Genomic DNA, 25,400 nt, shown 5'->3' on the forward strand with positions numbered 1-25,400 from the left:
TGGCGCTTCGCGCCGCCAAACCAGCCCCGAAACGCAACAAAACCAAAGCCAGGATGTTCTGCGGCACCAGTCGTATCCCTAGCGCCGGTACCCACGTGGCCGGAATCCACCCGGCGCGGACCGCCAGCCTTCGCGGGCCGCATCAGCAGCACTGTCTCCAGAACCGGGTTCAGGCTCCGGCACGGACTCCAGCGCATCGGACAGCGACCGTCCCCGCCGGCTCGGCGTCGCGGAGGTCGAAAGCTTGCCGGAGATCCGCACGCCCTTCGGCGTAATCCCCGCGCCCTGCTCGCGCAGCTGATTCGCCAGCGGGGTCTCGAAGACCGAGGCCCCGTTGGCCTTTTCGATGGTGAGCGGCGAGAGGCGCCCAGATGCGACGGCCTCAGTGAGCGCCGCCACGATATAGCCCACGACCTCGCCGTCATCGATGCCTGCGGGCACCGGGAAGGTTGTGAGCGTCTTGCCGCCACGCGTGAGGTGTGCGACGGGCAGGCCGTCCACGAGCACCACCAAAGCACCCGCCGCGCGCGTGGGCGAGCCTTCCGTTTCCGGCCACGGCAGCGCCGCACCGTAGGGGTTCGCCGGATCCGCCGCGGCGAGCAGGTGAGTCTGCGGCTCCTGCGTGCCCGACGGCCAGCCGGTCACGTCCGGAGAATCCGCGAGCCCGCGCAGGCGGTCGATGACAGCAGGCGTCGAGAATTGCGCGGCACCCAGGCCGTCAATGACGTAGCCACGCATGGCCTTGCCGGACTCCTCGAAGCCGGAAAGCACCTTATACGCCAGCGCGAAGCCGCCCAGCACATCTTCAGCGACGACGCTCCCGCGCGTAACCACGCCGTAGCGGTCAAGCCAGGCCTCGCCGTGTGCCAAAGAGCGAGCCGTTGCTTCCGATGCCGCCGGCACTGCCAGCGCCCAACGCCCCGCCACGTCCGGCGGGGTCAAGGTTGCACGCTGCGACTGGGCAAAAGACGTGCGGCCCATGCGCAGGCGGGAACGGGTGGGGCGTCGCTTAGCGCGGTGTGCAGTAGCCCCTGACCGCGAGCCCGCCGTGGCCACGTGCGTGCGAATCGGCGCAAAGGAATCCGGGCTGACCAGGCCCATCTCCACCAGCGACCACAACGCTTCGCGCAGCTCATCCGCGGTGCCGGGCACCTGAGAGAGAATGTCACCGAACAGGAAGCTACCGCCGCGCTGCAGGACCTCCAGCGTTGCAGACTGCAGCATGCTGAGCCCCAGCTCCTCTGGTTCGAGCTGCGGAGCCAGCTGCGCCGCGTAGTCGGCAGGCAGCAGCATGATCCACGGGTCATTCGCACCAGCCTTACCTGCACCGACGATGAGCACCTCGCCGTTTGCGGTGAGCTCATCGAGCATCGTCGGCGAATAGTCCCCCACTCGCGCGGGCAAGATGAGCGACTCCCACGCCGAGGCCGGCAAACGCACGCCCGCGAGCTGCTCAATCACGCTAAAGACTCCATCAGCACCGCGCAGGGCTGGGCGCTTGCCCACGGGGGCCACCTGCTGCCAGTCCGGCAAGAAGCGGCCAAAGGTCGCCGCACTGACAGGTTCCGTCGCGGCGCGCGCGGCGGCCAGGGAACGGGAGCGAATCGTACGCAGCACCTCAGCCGCGCAATACTCTGCTTCCTCGATGCCTTGACGGTAGCGGCCTTCTACGATGGTGTCGATGGACTGCAACGCTGTGTGCGCAGTCGATGCTGACAGGCCGAAAGCATCCTGCAGATCCCGCAGCACGAATGGGCCGCGGGTGCGTGCCCAACGCGAGACAAGCTGCTGCAGGGCATCTGTGATGGTGTCTTGCTGCGCCGGGACGCCGGGCGGGACGGGGACGCCGAGGGCGTCGCGAAGCAGCGGGGCGTCGAGTGGCTGCGCGAAGTGCTCGCGGCCGCCAATGCGTACCCGCATCACGCGCGCACCCAAGGATTCGATGGCGCTGAGCGGGACATTCGTGTGCTCGGCCATCTCCTCAACAGGAATGGGGCCAAGCAACCGCAGCAGGTCCGCGACCTCCTCCGTGGTGCGGGCGCGGCGGTCCTCGGCTGTACGCTGCAGCTGTGCGTGGACCTGAGCGATGATTTCTGGGTCGAGTAGCTCCCGCAGCTCCACCGTTCCCAGCAGCTTTGACAGCAAAGCTGGGTCGAGGGCTAGGGCAGCCGCGCGCTTTTCTGCCAGCGGGGAATCGCCCTCGTACATAAACGCGCCGGTGTAATTAAACAGCAGCGTGGAGGCAAAAGGCGAAGGCTGCTCCGTAGTGACCTCAGCAATGCGGATGCGTCGGTGTCCCAACTCCCGCATGGTCTCTGTCAGCGCGGGAAGATCGTAGACGTCTTGCAGACACTCGCGGACTGTCTCCAGGATGATGGGGAACGAGGGATACTTGCGGGCGACGTCGAGAAGCTGCTCCGCACGCTGGCGCTGCTGCCACAAGGGGGCGCGCTTGCCGGGGTTGCGCCGCGGCAACAGAAGCGCACGCGCGGCACACTCGCGGAAGCGCGAAGCAAAGAGCGCGGAACCGCCCACCTGCTCCGTCACGATGTCGGTGATCTCATCTGCGTCAAAGACGAACAACGAGCCATCCGGCTCCTTCTCCCCTTCGGGAAGGCGCAGGACGATGCCGTCATCGCCGGCCACCGCCTGTGGGTCCATGCCGGTCAGCTCCGCCACGCGCTGCCCCACGGCCAGCGCCCACGCGGCATTAACGCCGCGGCCAAACGGGCTGTGCAGGACCACGCGCCAGTCCCCTAGTTCGTCCTTGAATCGCTCGAGCACCAGCGTCTTTTCATCCGGGATGATGCCTGTGGCCTCGTATTGTTCTTGGAGGTAGGCCGCGATATTTCGCGCGGCGTTCTCATCGGCGTCCTGCACGACGGACGGGTCCTGGTGGACTTCGCGGCGGTACGCACCCAGTGCTTGGCCCAGTTCATACGGGCGCCCGGCTTGATCGCCATTCCAGAAGGGCAAGCGCCCGGTGTGCCCCGGTGCGGGAGTCACGATGACTTGGTCGCGGGTGATCTCCTCGATGCGCCAGCTCGTGGCGCCCAGAGTAAAGATGTCTCCCACGCGGGACTCGTAGACCATTTCCTCGTCGAGCTCACCCACGCGGCGCGGGCCGCTGTTCTCCCCACCCGCAGGCAGGAAGACACCGAACATGCCGCGGTCAGGGATGGTTCCACCGTTGGTCACGGCCACTCGCTGCGCGCCTGGGCGCGGGCTCAGCATCCCCGTGATGCGGTCATAGACCACGCGGGGTTTGAGCTCAGAGAAGTCAGTCGAGGGATAAACCCCAGAGACCAAGTCGATGACCGAGTCGAAGACCTCCCGGGCCAGGTCACGATAAGGCCAGGCGCGGCGCACCATGGAGTACCAGGTATCAGCATCAAGGCCGCCCACGCTGTCGGCTTCCCCGAAGCCCTCAGCACCCGGCTGCACACCGCGCACAGTCACCGGCGCAACCTCGGCAGCAGCCACCGCCGCCACCGTCTGCTGCGCCAAAACGTCCAGAGGATTACGCGGCGAATGCATCTCCTCAATGAGGCCTTCGCGCATGCGGGAGACCGTCAGCGTCGATTGGACCAGGTCCGCCCGGTGCTTGGGATAGAAGGAGCCCTGCGAAACCGCACCGACGGAGTGCCCGGCGCGGCCCACGCGCTGCAGGCCAGAAGCCACTGAAGGAGGTGATTCTACTTGCACCACCAGCTCCACCGCGCCCATGTCGATACCGAGCTCCAACGAGCTCGTGGCCACCACAGCACGCAGGGAGCCTTCCTTGAGCATCGTCTCCGTAAGCAGGCGCTCGTCCTTGGACACCGATCCATGGTGTGCACGGGCGATAACGGCAGGCGCTGTGCCGGCGACGTCGACCTGCTTCATCAGCTGCGCCGGGTCCCGGCGCGTGGCCGGCGACAAGCTTTCCGGATCGTGCTCCTGCGCGTAGAGCTCGTTGAGCCGGGAGGTAAGACGCTCGGCAGTGCGCCGCGAGTTCACAAAGATGAGGGTCGAGCGATGCTCCATGATTTCGGAGTAGAGGTCCTCCTCGATGAAGGGCCAGATGGACTTGGCCGTGGGCAAGGCGGAGTCCGAAGCCTGCAGGCGAGCCCCGTCGAAAGTGCCGGTGATACCCAGCGGATCGTCAACGGTCATCTCCCCAATGGTGGAGCCTTGCTCCGGCGTCGGTAGGTCAGACATGTCCTCCACGGGCACATGGACATCGAGTTGCCAGCGCTTTAGCGCTGGTGGGGCCACAATGTCCACGGGGCGATCCCCACCCAAGAAGTTAGAGACCGCCGAAAGCGGACGCACCGTAGCCGAAAGTCCGATGCGCTGGAACTCGCCAGCCACCGCGGCCAGACGTTCCAGAGTCAACGCCAAGTGGACGCCGCGCTTGGTTCCGGCAAGCGCATGGATCTCGTCGATGATGACCGTATCCACGCTGGCCAGGATGCCCGCCGCCTTAGAGGTGAGCATGAGGTAGGCCGATTCCGGCGTGGTGATGAGGATGTCCGGGGGTTTTCGGATCTGCCGTGCGCGTTCGGCCGAAGGCGTATCCCCGGAGCGCACGCCCACGGTGATGTCCGGCACGTCGAGCCCCAAGCGCTCTGCCGTGCGCGCGATGCCATTGAGCGGCGCGCGCAGGTTGTTCTCCACGTCCACGCCGAGCGCCTTTAGCGGGGAGATATACAGCACCTTCACGCCCTGCGCCCCGCCCCGTACTGCCGGGCCCACGGGCAAGGCGGTTTGCCCTTCCTTTTCCACCAAGGAATTTAGTGCCCACAGAAAGGCCGCCAAGGTTTTACCAGAACCAGTCGGGGCTACCACGAGCGCGTGCGCGCCTTGGGAAATCTTGTCCCAGGCTTGTTCCTGAACAGGCGTGGGCGCTGCGAAAACATCCTCAAACCACTGCCCTACTTGCGGGCGGAAACGGCCAAGAATATTTTTTGACATGCCCTACTTTAACGCGCGCGGTAATCTGGCATACATGACCGTCGAGATTTCAGATTCCCGCCTTACCAATTCATTAGCCAACGGCTGTGGTGAGATCCTCAAGGGCGTGCGCAATGGTGGCCTGTTGCGCGGGCTTGCGCTTGGCGACGCCGGCGATGAAGCCGCCCAAGAATGGATCACCCGCGTCATCGCCCAGCACCGTCCGGCTGATGGCGTCCTCTCCGAAGAAGCGGCTGATGACCTCAGCCGTTTGAAGAAGGACCGCGTGTGGATCGTTGACCCACTCGACGGCACCAAGGAGTTCGCCACCGGCCGCCAGGACTGGGCCGTACACATTGCGCTCGTCATCAACGGCATTCCGGAGCACGCCGCCGTGGCGATGCCGGACTTGGGCGTTACCTTCCGTTCGTCCGACGCCCGCGCGGTGACCGGCCCGCTGGCCAAGAAGCTCGTGGTCTCCCGTAACCGTCCGCCGCAGGTGGCCTCCCACATCGCTGAGAAGATGGGCTTTGAGACCGTCGGCATCGGCTCCGCTGGTGCGAAGGCCATGCACGTCCTTCTTGGCGACTTCGATGGCTACATTCACTCTGGTGGCCAGTACGAGTGGGACCAGGCTGCACCAGTAGGCGTGGCGATGGCAGCAGGCCTGCACTGCTCCCGCCTGGACGGCTCTCCGATCCGCTTCAACAACGAGGACACCTTCATCCCCGACCTTCTCATCTGCCGCCCTGAGCTGGCCGATGAGATCTTGGAGCACGCTAATGCCTACGCGGAGGCAAACGGCAGCTTCTAGCCTGCCAGCAGAAGTTAAAAACTTCGCGCGAGAGTAGCTACACTCGACACCATGATCCAGACCCCATATGAGGACCTCCTCCGCAAAGTTTTGGAAGAAGGCACAGAAAAAGGTGACCGTACTGGCACCGGCACGCGCTCTATTTTCGGAGCGCAGCTGCGCTATAACCTGGCCGAGTCATTCCCGCTGCTGACTACCAAGAAGGTCTACTTCCACGGTGTTATCGGCGAGCTGCTGTGGTTCCTCAAGGGCGACTCCAACGTGAAGTGGCTGCAGGACAACAACGTCCGTATCTGGAATGAGTGGGCTGACGCCGATGGCGAGCTGGGCCCTGTCTACGGCGTCCAGTGGCGCTCGTGGCCTACCCCGGATGGCACGCATGTTGACCAGATCCAGCAGGCTCTGGACACACTGCAGAATAATCCGGATTCTCGTCGCAACTTGGTCTCCGCCTGGAACGTGGCAGAACTAGACAAGATGGCGCTTATGCCCTGCCACCTGCTATTCCAGCTTTACGTGGCAGACGGCAAGCTCTCCCTGCAGGTCTATCAGCGTTCGGCGGACATGTTCCTGGGCGTGCCTTTCAACTTGGCTTCCTATGCCGCGTTGGCCCACTTGTTTGCCCAACAGGCTGGTCTGGAGGTCGGCGAGCTCATCTGGACTGGCGGCGACTGCCACATCTACAACGACCACATTGAGCAGGTCAAGGAGCAGCTCTCCCGCGAGCCACGCCCCTACCCGCAGCTCAAGCTGCACAAGGCTGACTCATTGTTCGACTACACCTTCGACGATTTCGAGGTCGTAGGCTACGATCCCCACCCCACCATCAAAGCGCAGGTTTCCGTCTAATGCTGGGGGCTATTTGGGCGCAGTCCTTGGACGGCGTCATCGGCGATGGCGTGGCGATGCCGTGGCATGTTCCGGAGGATCTCAAGCACTTCAAAGAGGTCACCGTCGGCTCGCCGGTGGTGATGGGCCGGCGCACGTGGGAGTCGCTGAACCCGAAGTTCCGCCCGTTGCCGGGCCGCGATAACTACGTTTTGTCCCGCAAGGCACCTGGCGCTTGGTCCGCTGGCGCCCAGGTCACCGCTAACATTTCACAACTTACGCACACGCTTGACGACGCCTGGTTCATCGGCGGCGGGCAGATCTATTCCTCCACTATCGATGATGTGGACATCATTGAGATAACCCTCATGGGAGTCAACATTGGGAATATTTACGGCGACGCCGCCGTTTATGCTCCTGAAGTGCCTGATTCTTTTGGATTGTCGGCAAGCACCGACTGGCTGACATCTGAGAAGGGCCACTTGACAATTCCGGGCCAACCGCCGAGTGAGTTGCCTATGAAGTACCGATTCTTAACCTACGAGCGAAAGGACGCCGCTTAAATGACCGTGGCAGCACCTGAGACTACCGAGCACGTCACCATCTTCTACGCCGACTGGTGCCCATTCTGCGCCAAGCTGCTCAAGGGCTTGAACCGCACTGAGACGCCTTATGCGCTTGTCGACGCCGAGGCCGAAGGCACCGAGGACATCAACGAGTGGATCAAGTCGGTTAACGACGGCAACCGCATCGTGCCCACGGTCCTCTACTCTGACGGCACCTACGAGACCAACCCGCCTGCTTCCGCAGTACGCGCCAAGCTCGCTGAGCTCGACGGCTCCACCAAGTAGAAGCCAGCTAGTCGCTATCGGCGAGCGACCACGGATTAGTCGTCGTCCTCGCCGAAAAGCTCAACCATGTCCGCTGGTGAGAGCGTGCCACCCATCCCGGAGATTTCCTTCGAGTAGATGGTGTTGAGGTACTCGTCCAACGCTGCTTTAAGCTTCTGTGCATCGTACTTGTTGAGCAGCAGCAAGCGCTTGGAGGCCCCACCCGGGACGGCCTTCTCGATGGCAAGTGTTTCCACCCCGTCTTTGCTAATGGTCTCGGCGAATACCTCGCGTCGCTGCACGTCAGTGAAATGGACGATATTGTCATGATGATTTCCCATGGCTAACAAGTTATCCGATTTAACGCCAACTCGGGCGGTACTGGTAACCTAGTTTCGTTGCGTTAAGCACCCCCGCCCCAGTAGCTCAGGGGATAGAGCACGGCTCTCCTAAAGCCGGTGTCGGAGGTTCGAATCCTCTCTGGGGCACAATGTGAAGTCTCGAGACATCGTTCCTACGGTGTCTCGAGTTTTTCGTTTTGCTACTTAGCCCCCGTCTGATCTGCGTAACTGACGAGGAAGCCGCGTCCAGAGCAGAACCGGTGGGCTTCGTTGTCAGTTGTGCACGTTTCAGCTTCTGCCGTCGGTCCTCGGCGCGATACGCAAGGCCTTGCGTCGTGTTTGTGGTCGGTGCCGGTTCCGCGGCGTCCTGCTTTGCCCGCTGGATCTACGTAACTGACGAGGAAGCCGCGTCCAGAGCGTGTCTGATGGTTTGTGTGTGGGAGGATAGAATCAAATTTTTATGGAGGTTCGAGCATGGGACCCTTTACGGGAGCATCGAAAATTCATCTGTAGACTACTGAACCAGTGATAAATGCATTTCTTCAGCAAGGACTATGCTTTTACAAAACCCCGTCGGCCCATCTCCCGAATCTGAGTACATTGATGCAGATCAGCTTGCAGCCGAATGGAACCCAGACGAGTTTCCGCTGGTTGATTTGAATGACCCAGTTTCCCTAGAGGGCATTCCAGAAACTGTGCTTCTTCAGCTGCAACAAGAACAAGCTAATCGAGATTCATCTACCCCCCTGGAAAACCAGTGATACTAGTAGCCGTTCCCGCCTTGGCGGCAGGACTCATTTGGGGCCTAATTACAGGAATTATTTTCACCATAATAAACCACCGTCGCTACTTTAGAGGAAATGAAAAGACTCTGGACTCCAAAGTGAAGCTTGGCGCTTTTAGTTTATTCTGTTCCATTGTTTTCTTTATATGGATTAGGCCGGGAGGGTTTGAAAACTACCTATTAAGCGCAGCGCTTGTATCCCTCACTTTCGGCGTGGGAACATTCATTTCAGCAAAAACTATAATGTCAATATGGGGCCCGGAAAAATTTCCACGACCAGGCACTGATAAACCCTCCACTTGAGCAAATTAAAAATAAGAAGGACTCTTCCCGAACCCAGTTGATAAATTCAGCATATGATTAGCCAAATTGGCGAGCTTCTCGAAGAGGCACAGAGGTCTGGCTTAGCTACAAGCGAATTAGGGCTATGTACACAATCACGCTTTTCGAAACCAGTCTGCTGAGTTGGCTTGAACAACATAGCTTTTCAGCCGCTGAAAAATCGGTCAAATGAGGGGCCGATTTTTGAACTAACACCTCAAACAGGCGAAATTGCCAGTCCACTCTCACTAAGTATCGCCACCGGCCTTAACCAACAGCCGATGCATGCAGACGGAGCTCATCTGCGGACCACACCAGACTTTGTGCAGCTACTTGCCACGACGCTTCGACGCTTGAGGCAGTGCGCTGCCGGCGGCCTTCTTCGCAGCCGCACTATAACTCTTGCCGCGCAGCACCTTACTGGACGCCTTCGCTGTAGACCTGCTGGTCTGCTTGGGGTTGCGAGCCACTCTCCCCTCCCTCCCTAACAGGCGGATGATTCCCAGGACGAGGCAGCTAGCGACCCAGCTTGTGCAACTTGATCGTAGCGGTCCAGATCTTGACGGTGGTGGTGGCCTTGACGGTCACTGACCCCTTGCGGACCGTGTGCACCTAGCATCGAATGGTTGCCATTCCCTCTCCTTTCGAGTCAATCAGCCCGAGGGGAGAGATACTCCGCTACTACATCAGACGATGCATGGATTCTGACAGCTCTCAGGACTTGCAGGCGGGTCACCTCGCCGCAACGAGGCGCCCCTCTTTCATACCTAGCCCCATCTTGCGGAAACAGAATATCTAAGATAATATACTTCACACGATGGGTGATGAGCACTAGACGAGTAGAGAAGAATGAGTCACGTCAGATGGGCGCGGCGCTAGCGAACTGGACGAGGTGGACTTGGTGCGCATCCCCTTCGAGGACGACGAACTTCAACGAATGGCCGAGGATGCCTCCTACATCCCCAAACGATGGGGTTCGGACATCATTAAGGCATATCGCAAGAGAATCCAGATCCTGAAGGGAGCCGTGGACGAACGTGACCTGCGGGCCATGCGGTCGTTACATCTGGAACAACTGAAAGGCGACCGAGCCGGGTCCTCTTCAATCCGCCTGAACAAGCAGTTTCGGCTCATCCTCAAATTCACAACCAACAGCGATGGTCGCGTGGTCATCGTTATTGAAATGGTGGATTACCACTGAGAGAAGGTGAACTCATGAATACTCCAATTGCGGCGGAGCTATTCCCAGCCGGAGAGATCCTCGCTGACGAGCTAGACGCACGCGGCTGGACCCAAGCCGACTTTGCCGAGGTGCTCGGACGTCCAGCACAGTTTGTCTCGGAGATCATTTCCGGAAAGAAGGAGATCACGCGCGAATCCGCAGCCCAGATCGGCGCCGCCCTGGGCACCTCCGCAGAATTCTGGCTTAACCTCCAGGACTCCTATCTGCTATGGAAGCAGTCCCAGGACGACCGGATACAGGACAACCTCAACGCCGTGAAAACCCGCGCCCAATTACGAGAGCTGGCCCCCGTCCCCCTGCTCGTCAAGCGGGGATACATCATAGCCACCGACGTGCAGAGTCAGGCATACGAGGTGCTGAATTTATTTGGCAAAAGATCCTTTGAAGATCCCTCGGGAATAAGCTTCCCCACCCGCCGCAGTAACCACGAGGAAAATGTCACCGTTCTGCAGGAAGCGTGGGCGGCTTGCGTCAGGGCAACTGCCAGCGCCCTCGACGCTGCCCCCTACTCCCGTAAGGCACTAGAAGACCTCGCCCGGACGCTGTCGAGTAGAGCGCGTGACCCGCAGGCGTTTGCTGAGTTCCAGACTCTGTTCGCCGAGGTGGGGGTGAGACTTGTTTATGTGGAGGCTTTTCCGGGAGGAAAACTCGACGGCTGCGTTATGATGGTCGACGGGCACCCCGTGATTGGCATATCAGGACGAGGGAATCGGCTCGATAAGATACTATTTACCATCCTGCATGAAACAGCCCATATATTATTGGGTCACCTTGTCGATAATGGCGAGGTCATCCTCGATGACCTATCAGATGACAGTGCCAATAATGAAGCCGAGGCAGACCAGCTGGCCAGCGAACTCGCAATCTCTAGCCCTTTACCGGCAGTTCCTGATCGTGTGCACTCATCTTGGATTAAAGAACAAGCCAGCAACCTAGGGGTTCATCCCGTCACTCTGATTGGAAGGCTTCAAAAAAAGGGTGACCTGTCGTGGAAAACTACTCTCGTACGCAACGCTCCCACCGTCATCGCTCAGCTTGAAAGCTGGAAATCACCCATCCCATCTTAACTGGGAATATTAGCTTCGTTCATCATCAGCAAAATGAAGTGTCCTAGGTTTTGAACCTAGGCATGTGCCTTGTTTTCCCATCTACTCAAACGGAACAAAACCTGGGGCACTTCAATTCAGATTGTTTGCTCGCGGCCAATGTCAATGCCCTGGCGGCGCTCCCATCGCTTGGAACCGCCACGCTCCTGAAAATGCTCCCCTATCGACAAAACGCTCAGACTTGTTAGGAGCCGTCTGAGCATTCCCGAGCTAGCGGACAACCGCAAAGAGCATTCGGGTTACCCACCTTGACCTGCACTAATATGGGCTAAGATTGCGCATATGACTAACGCAGCAAACAACCAAGAATCAAAGATTATTCGCACCTACGGCGTCGATGTCACCCGCATCGGCCCCACCCATTACCGCGCCACCAATGAGGAAGGGGCAAGCCTGGACTTCGGTCGCGGCGAGGGGCTGTTGACCCCGGTCGAACTCCTTCTTGCCGCCGTGGCAGGCTGCTCCGCCGTCGACGTCGACGTGGTCACATCCCGGCGCGCCGAACCTGAGGCGTTTGACGTACACGTCGAGGGAACGCGCGTCGACGAGGGCGGTGCCGCACGGCTTAGCGACGTCGAGGTCGGCTTCACCCTTCGCTTCCCCGACACACCCGAAGGCCGCCAAGCGCAGTCGATGGTGGACAACCTAATTCACATCTCCCATGAAAAGGACTGCACGGTATCCCGCACGGTTGAGCACCCGACGAATGTTAGGTTTCTCAATCAGTCCTAATCAGGTCACGCCTTGATTCCACGCCAAATCCTTAAACCCCCTACCCGAACGGCTTCTCGTCGTTTCAGTCGCGGACGACCTCAAGCGGTATTGCTTAATCCAAGACCTCTAATCTGCTGTGCGCTGCGGATCTGCATGCATCCATGCACGAGACACGCCACATACTACGGTACATTTGTTAACTAAAGTGATAAAAGTTAATTAGCTTGCGTAATCTCGCGCTCAACTTCGCTCTCGCTTTCAAAGTTCATGTACAAGGAGTAAGTCACCGTGTCTGCAACCTTCAACCGCCGTTCCCTGTTTAAGGCAGGCGCTGTGGTCCTTACCGCGGGCGTCGTCAGTGCCCAAGCCCCCTCCGCGCTCGCGTTGGGCCCGGTTCTCGGCACCATCATCGACTTCGCCGTGGGTGTTCCTTCCCCACAGGCAATCAAGAACGCCGGCCACCTGGGCGCCATTCGTTACGTGTCCCAGCGCCGCCCTGGCACTGAGACCTGGATGACCGGCAAGCCTGTGACATTGAAGGAAACCAAGGCCAACGCCGCCCTTGGCTTGGCCACGGCCTCCATCTATCAGTTCGGCCGCGCAGAAACCGCCGACTGGAAGCAAGGCGCTGCGGGCGCTGCTGTGCACGCACCGCAGGCAATCGCCATCCACAAAGCTGCGGGCGGCCCAACCAACCGCCCGATCTACATCGCCATCGATGACAACCCCACCCGCGCGCAGTACGACCAGCAGATCAAGCCCTACCTGCAGGCTTTCTCCAAGCTGCTTTCCGCGGCGGGCTACCAGACCGGCGTTTACGGAAACTACAACACCATCGAGTGGTGCGTGCAGGACCGCATCGGCTCCTTCTACTGGATGCACGATTGGGGTTCAGGTGGAAAGATCCACCCACGCACCACCATCCACCAGCTGCCGGGCTCCGCGCAGCGCGTGGTAGATGGCGTGACCGTGGATATCAACCACGTCTACGCACGCGACTGGGGTCAGTGGACGCCCGGCCAGGCAGCGCCAGCACCGGCTGCGCCATCCAAGCCAGGAACTGCTACCCCGGCACCCGCGCCGTCGATTCCGGCAGGCTCCTCAGACGCACTAGGTGCGTTGAGCTCCCAGGTGGAGTCGATGGCCCCGGGCGTTACGATACCGCGCGTTGACGCCAACGGCATCCGCATTGGAGGCTCGTCCGTATCCCAAGAACAGGTCAAGGGAGCCGTTGACCTGATTTCTACTTTGCAGAACGCGATGAAGTAGAAGTCTGCGAGGTTGACGACGTCGCTTTAGCCCGTGCCGATGGCGCGGGCTTTTTCTTATCATCCCCACTTTGCTTTGCAGAGGTTTCCTCCTTCGATTCGGAAGGCTCCTGCTTAGCGCTCGAGGACTTATCCGCTTTGTCAGAGTCCTTCTTCGCGGTGGAGGTTACGGTGATCGTCGTCTTCGATGCCGTGGTCGTCTCTATTTCTTCCCCACTCAGGGACTTATGGAAACGGGTGGTGCCCTCGCGAAGGTTTTCCGCGGTGACCTCAGACTTCACAAACTTGGTGAGATCATCGGCGCTGCCGGTGACAGAGGCCGCCACCACGAAGTTCCTGCCGAAGGAAACTGAGGAGTGCAGAGTCTTATCATTCGACCAGCCCCACTTTGTTCCCACCACGTTCTGCAGCTTGGCGGTGCCGTAGTCTTGCTCGTAACCGTCCTCCGAGACGGGATCGGCGTGGGCCATCGCCACAAGAACAGGGTGTGTAGGGTCGTCTTCCAACAGCTGCACAACAAAGCGCACGACGTCATAGGTCGACGTCACCGAGGTACCCCACTTATCCCCGGCCTTGGTGTTCAAAAGGCCGTATTCCTTGGCAATGGCATCAATGGACTTCGGGTACTTGTTAAAGAGGTCTTCCGCGCTGGTATCGGAAGAGTTCGCAATCATGTCCAGGGCTTCGTACTTGTCATTGAAAGAGCCCTCTTCCAACACATAGGTAGCGATGTAGAGCTTGATGAGGCTGAGCGCAGGACGCGGCTCATGCTCGTTCTTGGTGGCCATCCGCATGCCGTCCCCCACGCGGTAGTAGCTCAGTTGCTGGTGGTCTTCGCCACCTAGGAATTGGCTCACCGAATCAGGCTGCCCATTCAGGTCCGCGTCACCCTTCTCGTGCTCGGTGGCACGTGCTGCAGCAGCGCTTGACGACGCCCCCTTCTCCTGCGCTGCGCGCTCATCTGCGGGTGTGCAGGCGACGAGCAGCGAGCCGGCGACTGAAAACGCGGCGAGGGCGGCCCCGAACCTCATCGGAGCCGCCTTCGTTTCTAGAAAAGAACTAAGCACGGTCTAGATAGTACTGCAGTGCCTTGTGTGCTTTAGTGGTCGACTGGTGCCTCAACGCCAACGCCGGTCAGGGAGCGAACTTCCATCTCAGCGGAGAGCTCTTCGAAGTTGTCCGGCGGGGTCATCAGGGAGACAATCCAGCCAGCCAGGAAGGACAGCGGGATGGAGACGATGCCTGGCGAGGACAGCGGGAACAGTGCCCAGTCTGCGTTCGGGAACATCGAGGTCTCGGTACCGGATACTGCCGGGGAGAAGAAGATGAGGAGCAAGCAGGAGATAACACCGGTGTACATGGAGGCCACAGCACCTGCGGTGTTGAAGCGGCGCCAGTACAGGGAGTACAGGATGGTCGGCAAGTTTGCAGACGCAGCCACTGCGAAGGCAAGGGAGACCAGGAAGGCGACGTTCTGAGTCATTGCGAGGATGCCCAGGATGATAGACACGATGCCGAGGACCACGACGGTGATCTGGGAGACGCGAACCTGCTCAGCCTCGGTGGACTCGCCGTTGCGGATGACGGAGTGGTAGACGTCGTGTGCGATGGACGCGGAAGCGGTGATGGCGAGACCTGCAACGACGGCCAGAACGGTAGCGAAGGCCACTGCGGAGATGACTGCCATGAATACAGAGCCACCCAGCTCCAGCGCTAGCAGCGGTGCCGCGGCGTTCGCGCCGCCCGGTGCGGCGAGGATGCGGTCCGGACCAACCAGTGCAGCAGCGCCGTAGCCCAGGATGAGGGTCATCAGGTAGAAAGCACCGATGATGACGATGGCCCAGGTAACGGAACGACGAGCCTCAGTTGCGGTAGGCACGGTGTAGAAGCGCATCAGAACGTGTGGCAGGCCGCCAACACCGAGGACCAGAGCGATACCCAGGGAGATGAAGTCAAGCTTGGTGGTGAGGGACTTGCCATACTTCAGGCCTGGCTCCATGATCTGGGAGGCCTCGTAGCCCTTCTCCTTGATGTAGTCGGAGCCAGCGTGCATGTCGATAGCGTCAGAGAACAAGGTGCTGAAGCCGCCCTTGATGGCGAAGAAGGTCATGGCGCACATTGCCACGACGCCGGTAACCAGCAGGACAGCCTTGATCATCTGGACGTAGGTGGTGCCCTTCATACCGCCGACGAGAACGTAGACGATCATGAGGATGCCGACGATGCCGACGACGACTGCCTGCCAGGTGAAGTCATGGATGTCCAACAGAACGGAAACCAGGGAGCCTGCACCGGCCATCTGAGCGATGAGGTAGAACAGAGAAACAAACAGCGTGGAGATAGCCGCAGCCACGCGAACTGGGCGCTGCTTCAGGCGGAAGGACAAAACGTCCGCCATGGTGAAGCGGCCAACGTTACGCATTGGCTCGGCCACGAGCATCAGCGCGACCAGCCAGGCCACGAAGAAGCCTACGGAGTAGAGGAATCCGTCGTAACCGGTCAGCGCCACCGCGCCGACGATGCCGAGGAAGGAAGCCGCGGAGAGGTAGTCACCGGAGATTGCCAGACCGTTCTGGCGCCCGGAGAAAGAACCACCGCCGGTGTAGAAGTCAGAGGCTTCCTTAGTGGACTTGCCCGCTCGCAGAACCACCCACATGGTGATAACGAGGAAGGCGCCGAACACAGCGATGTTGAGTACCGGGTTGCCGGCAGCCGAGTCTGCAGTTTCTGCAGCGAGGTTGTAAGTCAGCATCTTTAGCCCTCCAATGCTTCACGGATAGCGGCCGAACGCGGCTCGATGTTCTTGTTTGCGTATTTAACGTAAATCCAGGTAATCGCGAAGGTGGTCACAAACTGGGCGATACCGAAGACGAGTCCTACGTTCCAGCCGCCGCCGAGCTCGGTGCCCATAAAGCCTGGGGCGAAGACTGCAGCGAGGACGTAGACGACGTACCACACGAAAAAGGCGATGGTCATCGGGAAGGTGAAGTTGCGGTAAGCTCCGCGCAACTCTTTAAACTGCGCACTGTCGCGCATCTCGATGAACTCCTGCGCCGTCGGTTCGCGACGGGTAGGAATCGAGGCAGGTGAGTTACTCATGGCGCTCTCCTTGTGGGTTGTCCTATTTCACAAAATGTCATTCACGAGCGTGACCCTGCCCTCGCGAAACCACCCAGGGTTGAAGAGAATCCTTGAATGGATGCGGTGGCATTCATCACGTTTCGTCTGAAAAGTAAGTTACCCAACTCACATTGCAAGGTTGTAAATCTTGCCAAGAAAATTTGAATTCGCAAGACTTAGCCACCCCCTTTAAGTGCCCTTACCTGCAGAGTTAACAATTAGCAAAGTACCCCCAAAATCGAAAGAACTACACATTGCAAATTTTGTGAATCAAGGTGTGGCAAAGATCGCAGTCTCCTTGAAAAGCAAAAGTGGCAGTGTGAGGCGCTACCGCCTCACACTGCCACTGCAGGTCTATCGCACGCTTTAGCCAGGGAACTCGCGCGGGTCCTTGTACAAGCGTCCGCTACCGTCTCCCCCGACCTCAAGGCCATCAAGGACAGCAATATCATCACGACTAAGTTCGAGCTCCGCAGCAGCGAGGTTTTCAACCAAACGCTCGCGCTTACGCGACTTAGGGATAACGGAGATTCCCTTGGCCAGCAGGTAGGCAATGGCGACCTGACCTGCCGTTGCCTCATGCTTCGCGGCAACAGCCTTAACGTCAGGGTTGTTGATTACCTCTCCCCTAGCAAGCGGCGACCAAGCCTCGGTGACAATGTCATGTTCGTTGTGGAACTCACGCAGTTCCGGCTGCGTGAAGCCTGGGTGCAGCTCCACCTGGTTGAGGACTGGCACGATGCCAGTCCGGGCGATGAGTTCCTGCAGGGTCTCTTCGTAGAAGTTCGCAACACCAATGGATGCGATCTGTCCCATGCCCTGCAAACGAGCCATCTCTTCGAAGGTCTCTACGTACAGCCCACCTTGCGGCCATGGCCAATGAATAAGGTAGAGGTCCAGGTAATCCAGCTGCAGCTTCTTGAGGGATTCACTGAAGGCCGCATCAACTTTGTTGGCACCGTGGCTATCGTGCCAGACCTTGGAGGTGATGAAGAGCTCGTCGCGCGTGACGTCGCCGGCCCGCATGGCGTCGTTAAGCGCCTGCCCCAGCTCAGCTTCGTTCTCATAGAGGGTCGCGGTGTCAAAGTGACGGTAGCCGAGGTCAATTGCCTCGCGTACGGCGTTGATGCACTCATCGCCGGTCATCTTGTAGGTTCCGAGACCCAGCTGCGGCATCTCACGGTCATCATTAAAAGAAATAAATGGGACACTCATGTCTCCATTGTGCACGAGATTCCCATGCAATGGGCCAAGAAGGCTTAGGTGATTAGAAACCCCGCAAGCTATCATCTTGCGATGATGACAGACGGGGTAAAAGAGAACTGTCTTAGGCGCGAATAAGGTCAATAACGAAGACCAAGGTGCGACCAGCGAGTGGGTGCGCACCGCCGGCTGGGCCATAAGCCTTCTCCGGCGGGATGATGAGCTTGCGGCGACCGCCGACCTTCATGCCGGGGATACCTTCCTGCCAGCCGGCGATGAGACCGGTCAGCGGGAACTCGATGGACTGGCCACGGCCCCAGGAAGAGTCGAACTCCTGGTTATCCTCGTACGAGACGCCCACGTAGTGAACCTCTACGAAGCCACCCGGCTGTGCCTCTGCGCCATCGCCAACGACGATGTCCTCGATAACCAGCTCAGTCGGGGCCGGCTCAGTATGAGCCTCAATTACGGGCTTATCCATTGGGGAAAATCCTCCTTGGGAAACGTTTGTTTTATAGGTTCGACACCCAACCTTCTTCCCGCCTCACGGTGAGAATCGGGTTAGTCAGAACGATAAAAGCCGAACCACAGTGTTCCCAGTATACGGGTTCAACTGCAATTCGGCTTCATTTGTGCACCCTAGGACGATTTACGGGCCTCGTCGTCTAGCTCAAGCTAGACAACACAAGCCCCCCCCCAATCGCGCAACTAGAGTGCAGAAAGTGGAGTGCTTATGCACGCTCCGCGCGCGGGGTAACCTTGCGCAGGGTCTCACCGGTGTAGATCTGACGCGGACGGTTGATCTTGGTGTTGAATTCCAGCTGCTCACGGTACTGCGCAATCCAGCCTGGGAGACGGCCGATTGCGAACAGTACGGTGAAGAAGTCGGTTGGGAAGCCCATCGCACGGTAGATAAGACCGGTGTAGAAGTCGACGTTCGGGTACAGCTTGCGGGACACGAAGTAATCGTCCTCGAGAGCGATCTTCTCGAGGTCCATTGCCAGATCCAGCATTGGGTCGCCACCGAGGTGCTCGAGAATCTCGTGTGCAGTCTCCTTGACGATGGCCGCGCGTGGGTCGTAGTTCTTGTACACGCGGTGGCCGAAGCCCATCAGGCGAACGCCCTTTTCCTTGTTCTTCACGCGGTTCATGAAGTCAGTTGCGTCACCACCGTTGTTCTTCTGGATATCATCCAGCATCTCCAGAACGGCCTGGTTTGCACCACCATGCAGAGGGCCGGACAGAGCGTTGATGCCACCAGCAATAGCAACGAAGAGGTTTGCCTGAGCAGAACCAATCATGCGGACGGTGGAAGTGGAGCAGTTCTGCTCGTGGTCAGCGTGCAGGATAAGCAGCTTATCGAGGGCCTTGGAGACAACTGGGTCAACCTCGTACTCCTCAGTTGGGTAACCAAACATCATGCGCAGGAAGTTCTCGCGAGCGTTCAGCTTGTTATCCGGGTACATGTAAGGCTTACCCTGCGATGCACGGTATGCGTATGCAGCCAGCATTGGCACCTTTGCCAAGAGGCGAACGGTAGCCTTATCGAGCTGCCCCTCATCCAGCGGATCGAGCTGGTCCTGGTAGTAGGTGGAAAGAATGTTAACCGAGGAAGCCAGAACGGCCATCGGGTGCGCGTTACGCGGGAAGATGTTGAACTGTGCCTTAAAGTCCTCATCCAGCAAGGTGTGGTGACGGATCTCGCTATTAAACTCGGCCAGCTGCTCCTGGTTTGGCAGCTCACCCTTGATCAAGAGGTAAGAGACCTCGTTGAAGGTGGCGTTGTTTGCCAGGTCAGCGATGTCATAACCGCGGTGGCGAAGAATGCCCTCCTCACCATTAATGAAGGTGATCTTGGACTCGGTGGAACCGGTGGCTGCGTAGCCCGGGTCAAAGGTAACGAGACCCGTCTCATTGCGAAGCTTGCCAATATCAAAACCAGAGTCGCCTTCGGTGGACTGCTTAATGTCCATCTCGTACTCGCCACCTGGGTAGTGGAGAACAACCTTGTTGTCTTCAGAAGCCACTTGTTGATCCTTTCTCAACATTTAACGCCGGATTCATGCCGGCAAGAACCTTTAAATCTCTTCACACTTTATCAAAAGTTGTGACGCTGCCAACATCAGGTATTTTCAACTTCCACCAATAGACCAATCGAAATTGGGCTACACTATCCCGCATGACCAACACAGAACTCGTCCTGCCTGCAGATCTACTCCCCTCCGACGGCCGTTTTGGATGCGGACCGTCCAAGGTTCGCCCCGCCCAAATTGAGGCAATTTCCAATGCCGCGGAGACCATTATCGGCACTTCTCACCGCCAGCCCGCCGTTAAAAATGTGGTCGGTTCCATCCGCGAGGGCTTGAGCAATTTCTACTCTTTGCCTGACGGTTACGAGATCATTTTATCCCTCGGTGGCGCCACTGCTTTTTGGGACGCAGCAACATTTGGTCTAATCGAGAAGAAGTCCGCCCACCTGACTTATGGCGAGTTCTCTTCAAAGTTTGCCAAGGCAAGTTCCAAAGCCCCATGGCTCGATGAGCCCATCATTAACGATTACCTGGCTGGCACCGCCCCAGATCCTCGCGAGGCCAACTCTGAAGGCGCCGACGTTTTCGCTTGGGCTCACAACGAGACTTCTACCGGCGCCATGGTCAACGTCGTGCGCCCCAATCCGGACAACGCCGATCAGCTGGTCGTCATCGACGCCACCTCCGGCGCAGGCGGCCTGCCAGTGAACATGGCCGATGCTGACGTCTACTACTTCTCCCCTCAGAAATGCTTCGCTTCGGACGGCGGCATCTGGCTCGCTGCAGTCTCCCCTGCCGCACTGGAGCGTATCGAGAAGATCAACGCCTCTGATCGTTTCATCCCGGCCTTCCTCAACCTGCAGACCGCCGTGGATAACTCCCGCAAGAACCAGACCTACAACACCCCGGCAGTCTCTACCTTGCTGATGCTGGAGAACCAGGTTCAGTGGATGAACGAGCAGGGCGGCTTGGACGCGATGGTTGCCCGCACCACGCAATCCTCGAGCATCCTCTACAACTGGGCCGAAGGCCGCAGCGAAGCAACCCCATTCGTTGCTGATCCTGCAGGTCGCTCGCTGGTAGTTGGCACCATCGACTTCGATGATTCGGTCGATGCAGCAGCCGTGGCAAAGACGCTGCGTGCGAATGGAATCTTGGACGTTGAACCGTACCGCAAGTTGGGCCGCAACCAGCTGCGCATCGGAATGTTCCCGGCGATCGACCCGGCGGACGTCGCCAAGCTCACTCAGGCCATCGACTACGTGCTGGACAACCGCTAAATACAGCCTGCACTAGAGCCAACATGCCCCGCGTTCCTCCCCGAGCACGGGGCATTTCTGGGTTAAAGTGGATTCCATCACACGTACTCTTTGGGGTACGCCTGACTGCCTTAATAACAATGCATTGGCCATTGATGTCCGTCCCACAAACCGCTAAGGCTTATGCTTCGGCTTCAATCTAATAACTGTTATGAGGTATCGATCGAATCCGTCGACAAGCAAAAGGAGCGCCCTCAATGCGCGAGCTCTTCCTCGCAAAAAGCGACTCAACCACTACTTCTTTGGTCATGCAGACTGAGGAAGGCGAAGAGTTCTTCCTCGCAGTAACGGATGACCTCCGCGAGATTCTGCACGCTCCACAGCCCGAAGAAGATTCCTGGGGCAGCATTTCCAGCCTTCCTTCCTCCTCTTCCGTAGCCGCAGAGTCGCATCCCGACGACACCGCGGATACCGCTGAGACCGAGTCCGCGGATTCTGCTGATGCAGACTCCACTGCAGGAAGCGCAGCTGGTTCTTCCGATTCCCAGCCTGCTGTTGACATGGGTCGCCCGTCGCTTTCCGCGGCTTCGTCGCACACTTCTGGCGGCTCCTCTCGCGACCACAACGAGTCGCGTCCGCACGCAATTAGCCTACGCCCCGCAGAGATTCAGACCCGTATCCGCGCTGGTGCCTCCGCAGCCGAGATCGCTGAGGAAATCGGTGCTCCGGAATCCCGCATCGAGCCTTTTGCACACCCTGTCCTATTGGAGCGCGCACGCATCGCCGAGATTGCCAAGCAGGCTCACCCAGTACGCGAAGATGGCCCAGCCAAGCTCACTTTGTGGGAGATTCTGGCCACCGCCTTCGCAGCCCGCGGCCACTCACTTTCTGAAGCTACTTGGGATGCCTACCGCCACCAGGGCGAACCCTGGGTAGTTCGCATCACCTGGAAAGCTGGCTTGTCTGAGAACGAGGCAGAGTGGACCTTCAAGCAGACTATGTCTTCCCCTGCCACAGTTGAGGCACGCAACTCTGTCGCCGCAGATCTCACCGACCCGGACTTCGTGCAGCCGGTTCGCTCCTTGACGTCCGTGGGACGCGGCGAGCGCTACGACAAGGCGATCGACGGCGACGCCCCAATCGGAGTCACCAACATCACCAACATCACCGACTTCACCGCGCCGACCGTAGTCCCCACCGCATCTGCACCTGACCTAGATTCAGCAGCCGACGCAGACGAAGACGCAGCTTCCGAGATCACGCGCGACGACATCCCGGCAGTACCGGATAGCAACAAGGACGCTGGCACCACCGCTGGTTCCGATGCCGATGCCGCTGACGAGGATTTCCTACAGAACCCATCAGCCGAGCCCAAGCCAAAGAGCCGTCGCCGCCGCGCTGTGACGCCGCGTTGGGAGGACGTCCTGCTGGGAGTGCGTTCCAACACCAAGCGCCCGCGCGAGTAAGCCGCACGGGAATCGAGTGCCTAAACATCAGCGCTAGGAGTTAAGCGAGTAGTTTGTCGTGAACCATAAACCTGTTCTCACTCTCTGGTACGTCACCGCGGAAGACCCTGCCGCAATCTTGCGCACCGAACCCAAAGCTGACCGCGGCTTTGGGCGAAAGTTTTTGGCACAGCTCAACCCCAAGCTGCCCGTGACCCCCATCGGCCAGTTCCCGCTAAACCGCTCTGCCCAAGCTGGCGATAGCGAGTATTACATCGGCGGATACCCTGGCGTGACTGTGGTGCAGACCGTAATCGAAGAGGACCAGCTGGTGCTCTCCCAGCTTCCGGACAGCCTCCTCAACGCGGTACCTGCCCTGGAAATCTATGCCTTCGCTACTCAAGAAGGCACCGGCTACGCCGGCTTCGCCCACTGGACTGCCGGCAGCCTAAAGCGCTGCCTGTGCGGCACTCGCTTCAACGTCATGGAAGATACGGGCCTACCCGAGCCTTTCGAGGCGCCGTACTGGGCTGGCGAGAAATACGAGCCCGTGGGCGGCATCTCCTTGCCATTTGAGCCACGCGGCATCATGGAGGCAGCGCAATCTTATTGGCTCGGCATCGACGTCAACACCGATGGCCCTGACCTGGACGTGGTGGGCTATGCCACCGACGGGCGCCCAGAACCCAAAGTAGCCAAGCCGCAACACAAGCGCAGCCTTGGCGACCTAGCATCGGCTTCCGTGTCGAAGCTTGGGTTCAATGACTACGACGATTACGAAGACCACGACCTCGAGCCGGAATCCACCGGCGAGGAGATCCTCAAGACTGCCAAGCGTTTGGGTCGCCTCGTGAGCGACTACGTCCGTCAGACCTCGAAGTCGATTCGGGACCGCTGGCGTTCGTAGAACGCAATGGCCGCAGAGGTGGCCACATTCAAAGAATCGGTTCCAGGGGCCATCGGTATGCGGGCACGCACATCGGTGGCCTTCATTGCGTGTTCGGTAAGGCCCGGTCCCTCCGCACCGACCAGGAGAGCCGCCTTCTCAGCGCCGTGCAACGCCTGCGCCAGGTGCACCGCCTCTGGGTGAGGGGTCAGCGAAACAAGGCGAAAATTGGCGTCTCGAAGCGCCTGCAAGGATCGCTGCCACGTGGTGTAACCGCCATCCAGGTGAGCGAAGGGGAGACGCAGAACATGCCCCATGGACACGCGCACGGAACGGCGGTATAGCGGGTCCGCAGCGCCCGATCCTAAGAGCACGGCGTCGACGTCCATTCCCGCCGCATTGCGGAAGATGGCACCGATATTCTCGTGGTCTCCCACCCCTTCGAGCACCACCACTGTCTTCGCAGTGCGCAGGATTTCCTCCAGAGTCGGCTCCGCCGCGCGGTCAGCTGCCGCTACCAAGCCACGGTGCATGTCAAAGCCCGCCACCTGCGCGAGCGTCTCCCTAGTCACCTCGTACATAGGGCAGCCTGGATCGCCGTACTCCTCGACGTAAGCGTCGAGCTTGGAACCAAACCCTACGATGCAGCGCAGAGGGAAACGAGACTCCGCGAGACGGGAGACCACGAGGTGACCCTCGGCAATGACTAGACCCTCGCCTGACTTGTCCGACTTATTTAAGTCGCGGACGTCGTCAAGACGAGGGTCTAAAGGGTCAGAAATTACTTCACGCATGCACGCTAGCTTAGCGCGTTAGTAATTGGAGTCATTCCGAAGTAGACAACAAAGAGCGCGGCAATCAGCCACATAATCCAGTGCACCTGCTTTGCCTTACCGGCAAAAGCGGACATCAAAGCGAAGGCGATGAAGCCTACACCGATGCCGTTAGCGATGGAGTAGGTAAACGGCATGACCACGATGGTCAGGAATGCCGGGATGGCGACCTCCATCTTGGTCCACTCGATGTCTTTGAGCTGGCTGGCCATCATCACACCGACGATAACCAGAACCGGGGCGGCAGCCTCGATTGGGACGATCTCGTAGAGCGGGGTCAGGAACATGGCAAGCAAGAAGATGACGCCCGTGGTGATGTTGGCAAGACCGGTCTTGGCACCATCACCGATGCCCGCCGCGGAGTCAGCAAAGACTGTGTTCGAGGAAACCGAACCCAAACCACCGGCAACTGCACCGGCGCCCTCCACAACCAGCGCGGTGCGCATGTCCGGAAGATTATCGTTCTCATCGACCAAACCAGCCTGCTTGCCCAGACCGTTCATGGTGCCCATGGCGTCGAAGAAGTTGGTCAGCAACAGGGTAAAGATAAGCAGCACAGTCGCCACAACGCCCAGCTTGGTAAAGGCACCCACCAGGCTGACTTCTCCAACAATGGATAGGTCTGGTGCGCCGCCCAAGGAGCCGGGCATCTCAGGCGTTGCCATGCCCCAATCCTCAGAACCAAAAATAGCCTGCAGAATCATGGCGATGATGGTGGTGATCACGATGCCCAAGAACAGTCCTCCGCGGACCTTGCGGATAACCATGAAGGCACAGATGATAAGACCTACTACGAAGACAAAAGCAGGCCAGGTAGCAATCGAGCCGTTAATGCCCAAGCCCACCGGAACGGTGGTGTGCGCTGCGTCAGGAACACGGGTGACAAAGCCACCGTCCACAAAGCCGATGATGGCGATGAACATGCCGATACCCACGCCCATGGCAGCCTTCATCGAAGCCGGGATGGCATCGAAGACAGCCTGGCGGAAGCCGGAGATGGCCAGCAAGACGATGATGATACCCTCGATGACCACGAGGCCCATGGCTTCTTTCCACTCCAGGCCCTTGGTAGAGACCATGGTGACGGCCACGAAGGTGTTCATGCCCAAGCCCGCAGCCATGGCGAACGGGTAGCGAGCGATGGCACCAAAAGCGATGGTCATGATACCCGCGATCAGCGCGGTAGCTGCGGCCACCTGTGGGACGCCGAGCGTGTGTCCGGCGGAGTCCGGTGCGGTGCCCAGAATCAGCGGGTTGAGGAGGATGATGTAGGCCATCGCGAAGAAGGAGACCACGCCAGCGCGGATCTCAGTCCCCACGGTGGAACCGCGTTCAGAGATTTTGAAATATCGATCGAGAGCTGCGTTCATCGCTTAAGAGAGCCCCTTTACCTAGTGCCAGGAGGATTTAATTTTACTGGCCTAGTCTTACCTTTAGAGC

The 25,400-nt window shown here is 59.2% G+C and carries 22 protein-coding genes and 1 tRNA gene; 13 read left to right on the forward strand and 10 right to left on the reverse strand.

The window, feature by feature from the left end:
• Positions 1-78: 78 nt before the first annotated feature.
• The gene (locus HMPREF3153_RS03580; RefSeq protein ID WP_070420027.1) at positions 79-4,956 is read right to left on the reverse strand and encodes an Lhr family ATP-dependent helicase; all 4,878 of its coding nucleotides are present in this window, start codon (positions 4,954-4,956) and stop codon (positions 79-81) included.
• A gap of 34 nt (positions 4,957-4,990) precedes the next feature.
• Here HMPREF3153_RS03580 and HMPREF3153_RS03585 point away from each other — a divergent pair, with 34 nt between their 5' ends.
• From HMPREF3153_RS03585 to HMPREF3153_RS03600, 4 genes are read left to right on the forward strand one after another with little or no spacing between them, the layout of a single operon-like run.
• Positions 4,991-5,749, forward strand: a complete 759-nt coding sequence (locus HMPREF3153_RS03585) for a 3'(2'),5'-bisphosphate nucleotidase CysQ (RefSeq protein WP_070420056.1) — start codon at positions 4,991-4,993, stop codon at positions 5,747-5,749.
• Positions 5,750-5,800: 51 nt separating this feature from the next.
• Positions 5,801-6,598 carry a thymidylate synthase gene (locus tag HMPREF3153_RS03590; RefSeq protein ID WP_070420028.1) on the forward strand — a complete coding sequence of 266 codons (798 nt, stop codon included), beginning with the start codon at positions 5,801-5,803 and terminating at the stop codon, positions 6,596-6,598.
• A complete protein-coding gene (locus tag HMPREF3153_RS03595; RefSeq protein ID WP_070420029.1) occupies positions 6,598-7,140 on the forward strand; it encodes a dihydrofolate reductase in 543 nt (180 codons plus the stop codon). Before HMPREF3153_RS03590 ends, HMPREF3153_RS03595 begins: the two co-directional genes overlap by 1 nt.
• Positions 7,141-7,428, forward strand: coding sequence for a glutaredoxin domain-containing protein (locus HMPREF3153_RS03600; RefSeq protein WP_005530251.1), 288 nt, complete (start codon positions 7,141-7,143; stop codon positions 7,426-7,428).
• Positions 7,429-7,463: 35 nt separating this feature from the next.
• Here HMPREF3153_RS03600 and HMPREF3153_RS03605 read toward each other — a convergent pair whose 3' ends face one another.
• Positions 7,464-7,748 carry a cg0963 family protein gene (locus tag HMPREF3153_RS03605; protein ID WP_049062779.1) on the reverse strand — a complete coding sequence of 95 codons (285 nt, stop codon included), beginning with the start codon at positions 7,746-7,748 and terminating at the stop codon, positions 7,464-7,466.
• A gap of 74 nt (positions 7,749-7,822) precedes the next feature.
• On the opposite strand from HMPREF3153_RS03605, the gene HMPREF3153_RS03610 reads away from it, so the two are divergent.
• From HMPREF3153_RS03610 to HMPREF3153_RS03635, 6 genes are all read left to right on the forward strand, one after another.
• Positions 7,823-7,895: transfer RNA gene (locus HMPREF3153_RS03610), tRNA-Arg, on the forward strand.
• A gap of 407 nt (positions 7,896-8,302) precedes the next feature.
• Positions 8,303-8,509 carry a hypothetical protein gene (locus HMPREF3153_RS03615; RefSeq protein ID WP_046645055.1) on the forward strand — a complete coding sequence of 69 codons (207 nt, stop codon included), beginning with the start codon at positions 8,303-8,305 and terminating at the stop codon, positions 8,507-8,509.
• A 1,245-nt stretch (positions 8,510-9,754) separates the two neighbouring features.
• The gene (locus tag HMPREF3153_RS03620; protein WP_070420030.1) at positions 9,755-10,054 is read left to right on the forward strand and encodes a type II toxin-antitoxin system RelE/ParE family toxin; all 300 of its coding nucleotides are present in this window, start codon (positions 9,755-9,757) and stop codon (positions 10,052-10,054) included.
• A gap of 14 nt (positions 10,055-10,068) precedes the next feature.
• Positions 10,069-11,163: a HigA family addiction module antitoxin gene (locus HMPREF3153_RS03625; RefSeq protein WP_070420031.1), complete on the forward strand. Its 1,095-nt coding sequence runs from the start codon at positions 10,069-10,071 to the stop codon at positions 11,161-11,163.
• 321 nt (positions 11,164-11,484) lie between these two features.
• A complete protein-coding gene (locus tag HMPREF3153_RS03630; protein WP_070420032.1) occupies positions 11,485-11,934 on the forward strand; it encodes an OsmC family protein in 450 nt (149 codons plus the stop codon).
• Between the two features lie 270 nt (positions 11,935-12,204).
• Positions 12,205-13,185: a DUF1906 domain-containing protein gene (locus HMPREF3153_RS03635; RefSeq protein WP_070420033.1), complete on the forward strand. Its 981-nt coding sequence runs from the start codon at positions 12,205-12,207 to the stop codon at positions 13,183-13,185.
• Here the strand turns inward: HMPREF3153_RS03635 and HMPREF3153_RS03640 are convergent.
• From HMPREF3153_RS03640 to HMPREF3153_RS03665, 6 genes are all read right to left on the reverse strand, one after another.
• A complete protein-coding gene (locus HMPREF3153_RS03640) occupies positions 13,160-14,251 on the reverse strand; it encodes a hypothetical protein (RefSeq protein WP_349018536.1) in 1,092 nt (363 codons plus the stop codon). The two genes, HMPREF3153_RS03635 and HMPREF3153_RS03640, sit on opposite strands and share 26 nt — an antisense overlap.
• A 32-nt stretch (positions 14,252-14,283) precedes the next feature.
• Positions 14,284-15,936 (reverse strand): solute symporter family protein, encoded by a 1,653-nt coding sequence (locus HMPREF3153_RS03645; protein ID WP_005530262.1) that lies wholly within the window; start codon positions 15,934-15,936, stop codon positions 14,284-14,286.
• Positions 15,937-15,938: 2 nt separating this feature from the next.
• Positions 15,939-16,283 carry a DUF485 domain-containing protein gene (locus HMPREF3153_RS03650; RefSeq protein ID WP_070420035.1) on the reverse strand — a complete coding sequence of 115 codons (345 nt, stop codon included), beginning with the start codon at positions 16,281-16,283 and terminating at the stop codon, positions 15,939-15,941.
• A 387-nt stretch (positions 16,284-16,670) separates the two neighbouring features.
• Entirely contained in the window at positions 16,671-17,519 is an 849-nt protein-coding gene (locus HMPREF3153_RS03655) for an aldo/keto reductase (protein WP_070420036.1), read from the reverse strand.
• Positions 17,520-17,631: 112 nt separating this feature from the next.
• Positions 17,632-17,988: an FKBP-type peptidyl-prolyl cis-trans isomerase gene (locus tag HMPREF3153_RS03660; RefSeq protein ID WP_005530265.1), complete on the reverse strand. Its 357-nt coding sequence runs from the start codon at positions 17,986-17,988 to the stop codon at positions 17,632-17,634.
• Between the two features lie 250 nt (positions 17,989-18,238).
• Complete coding sequence (locus tag HMPREF3153_RS03665; RefSeq protein ID WP_083280939.1) at positions 18,239-19,534, reverse strand: citrate synthase; 1,296 nt, start codon at positions 19,532-19,534, stop codon at positions 18,239-18,241.
• A gap of 152 nt (positions 19,535-19,686) precedes the next feature.
• Between HMPREF3153_RS03665 and serC the strand changes: the two genes are divergently transcribed.
• The 3 genes from serC to HMPREF3153_RS03680 all read left to right on the forward strand — a co-directional run bounded on the left by serC (position 19,687) and on the right by HMPREF3153_RS03680 (position 23,148).
• Positions 19,687-20,817 (forward strand): phosphoserine transaminase, encoded by a 1,131-nt coding sequence (gene serC, locus HMPREF3153_RS03670; protein ID WP_070420038.1) that lies wholly within the window; start codon positions 19,687-19,689, stop codon positions 20,815-20,817.
• A 236-nt stretch (positions 20,818-21,053) separates the two neighbouring features.
• Positions 21,054-22,262, forward strand: coding sequence for a septation protein SepH (sepH, locus tag HMPREF3153_RS03675; RefSeq protein WP_070420039.1), 1,209 nt, complete (start codon positions 21,054-21,056; stop codon positions 22,260-22,262).
• Positions 22,263-22,320: 58 nt separating this feature from the next.
• On the forward strand, positions 22,321-23,148 hold the full coding sequence (locus HMPREF3153_RS03680) for a DUF6928 family protein (RefSeq protein ID WP_005530269.1): 828 nt from the start codon (positions 22,321-22,323) through the stop codon (positions 23,146-23,148).
• Here HMPREF3153_RS03680 and HMPREF3153_RS03685 read toward each other — a convergent pair.
• The gene (locus HMPREF3153_RS03685) at positions 23,109-23,921 is read right to left on the reverse strand and encodes a TrmH family RNA methyltransferase (RefSeq protein WP_070420040.1); all 813 of its coding nucleotides are present in this window, start codon (positions 23,919-23,921) and stop codon (positions 23,109-23,111) included. The two genes, HMPREF3153_RS03680 and HMPREF3153_RS03685, sit on opposite strands and share 40 nt — an antisense overlap.
• 5 nt (positions 23,922-23,926) lie before the next feature.
• Positions 23,927-25,330: an NCS2 family permease gene (locus HMPREF3153_RS03690; RefSeq protein ID WP_049166682.1), complete on the reverse strand. Its 1,404-nt coding sequence runs from the start codon at positions 25,328-25,330 to the stop codon at positions 23,927-23,929.
• Positions 25,331-25,400: the final 70 nt, after the last annotated feature.

Origin of the sequence: Corynebacterium sp. HMSC06C06, from assembly GCF_001807295.1 — a bacterium.
GTDB lineage: Bacteria > Actinomycetota > Actinomycetes > Mycobacteriales > Mycobacteriaceae > Corynebacterium > Corynebacterium striatum.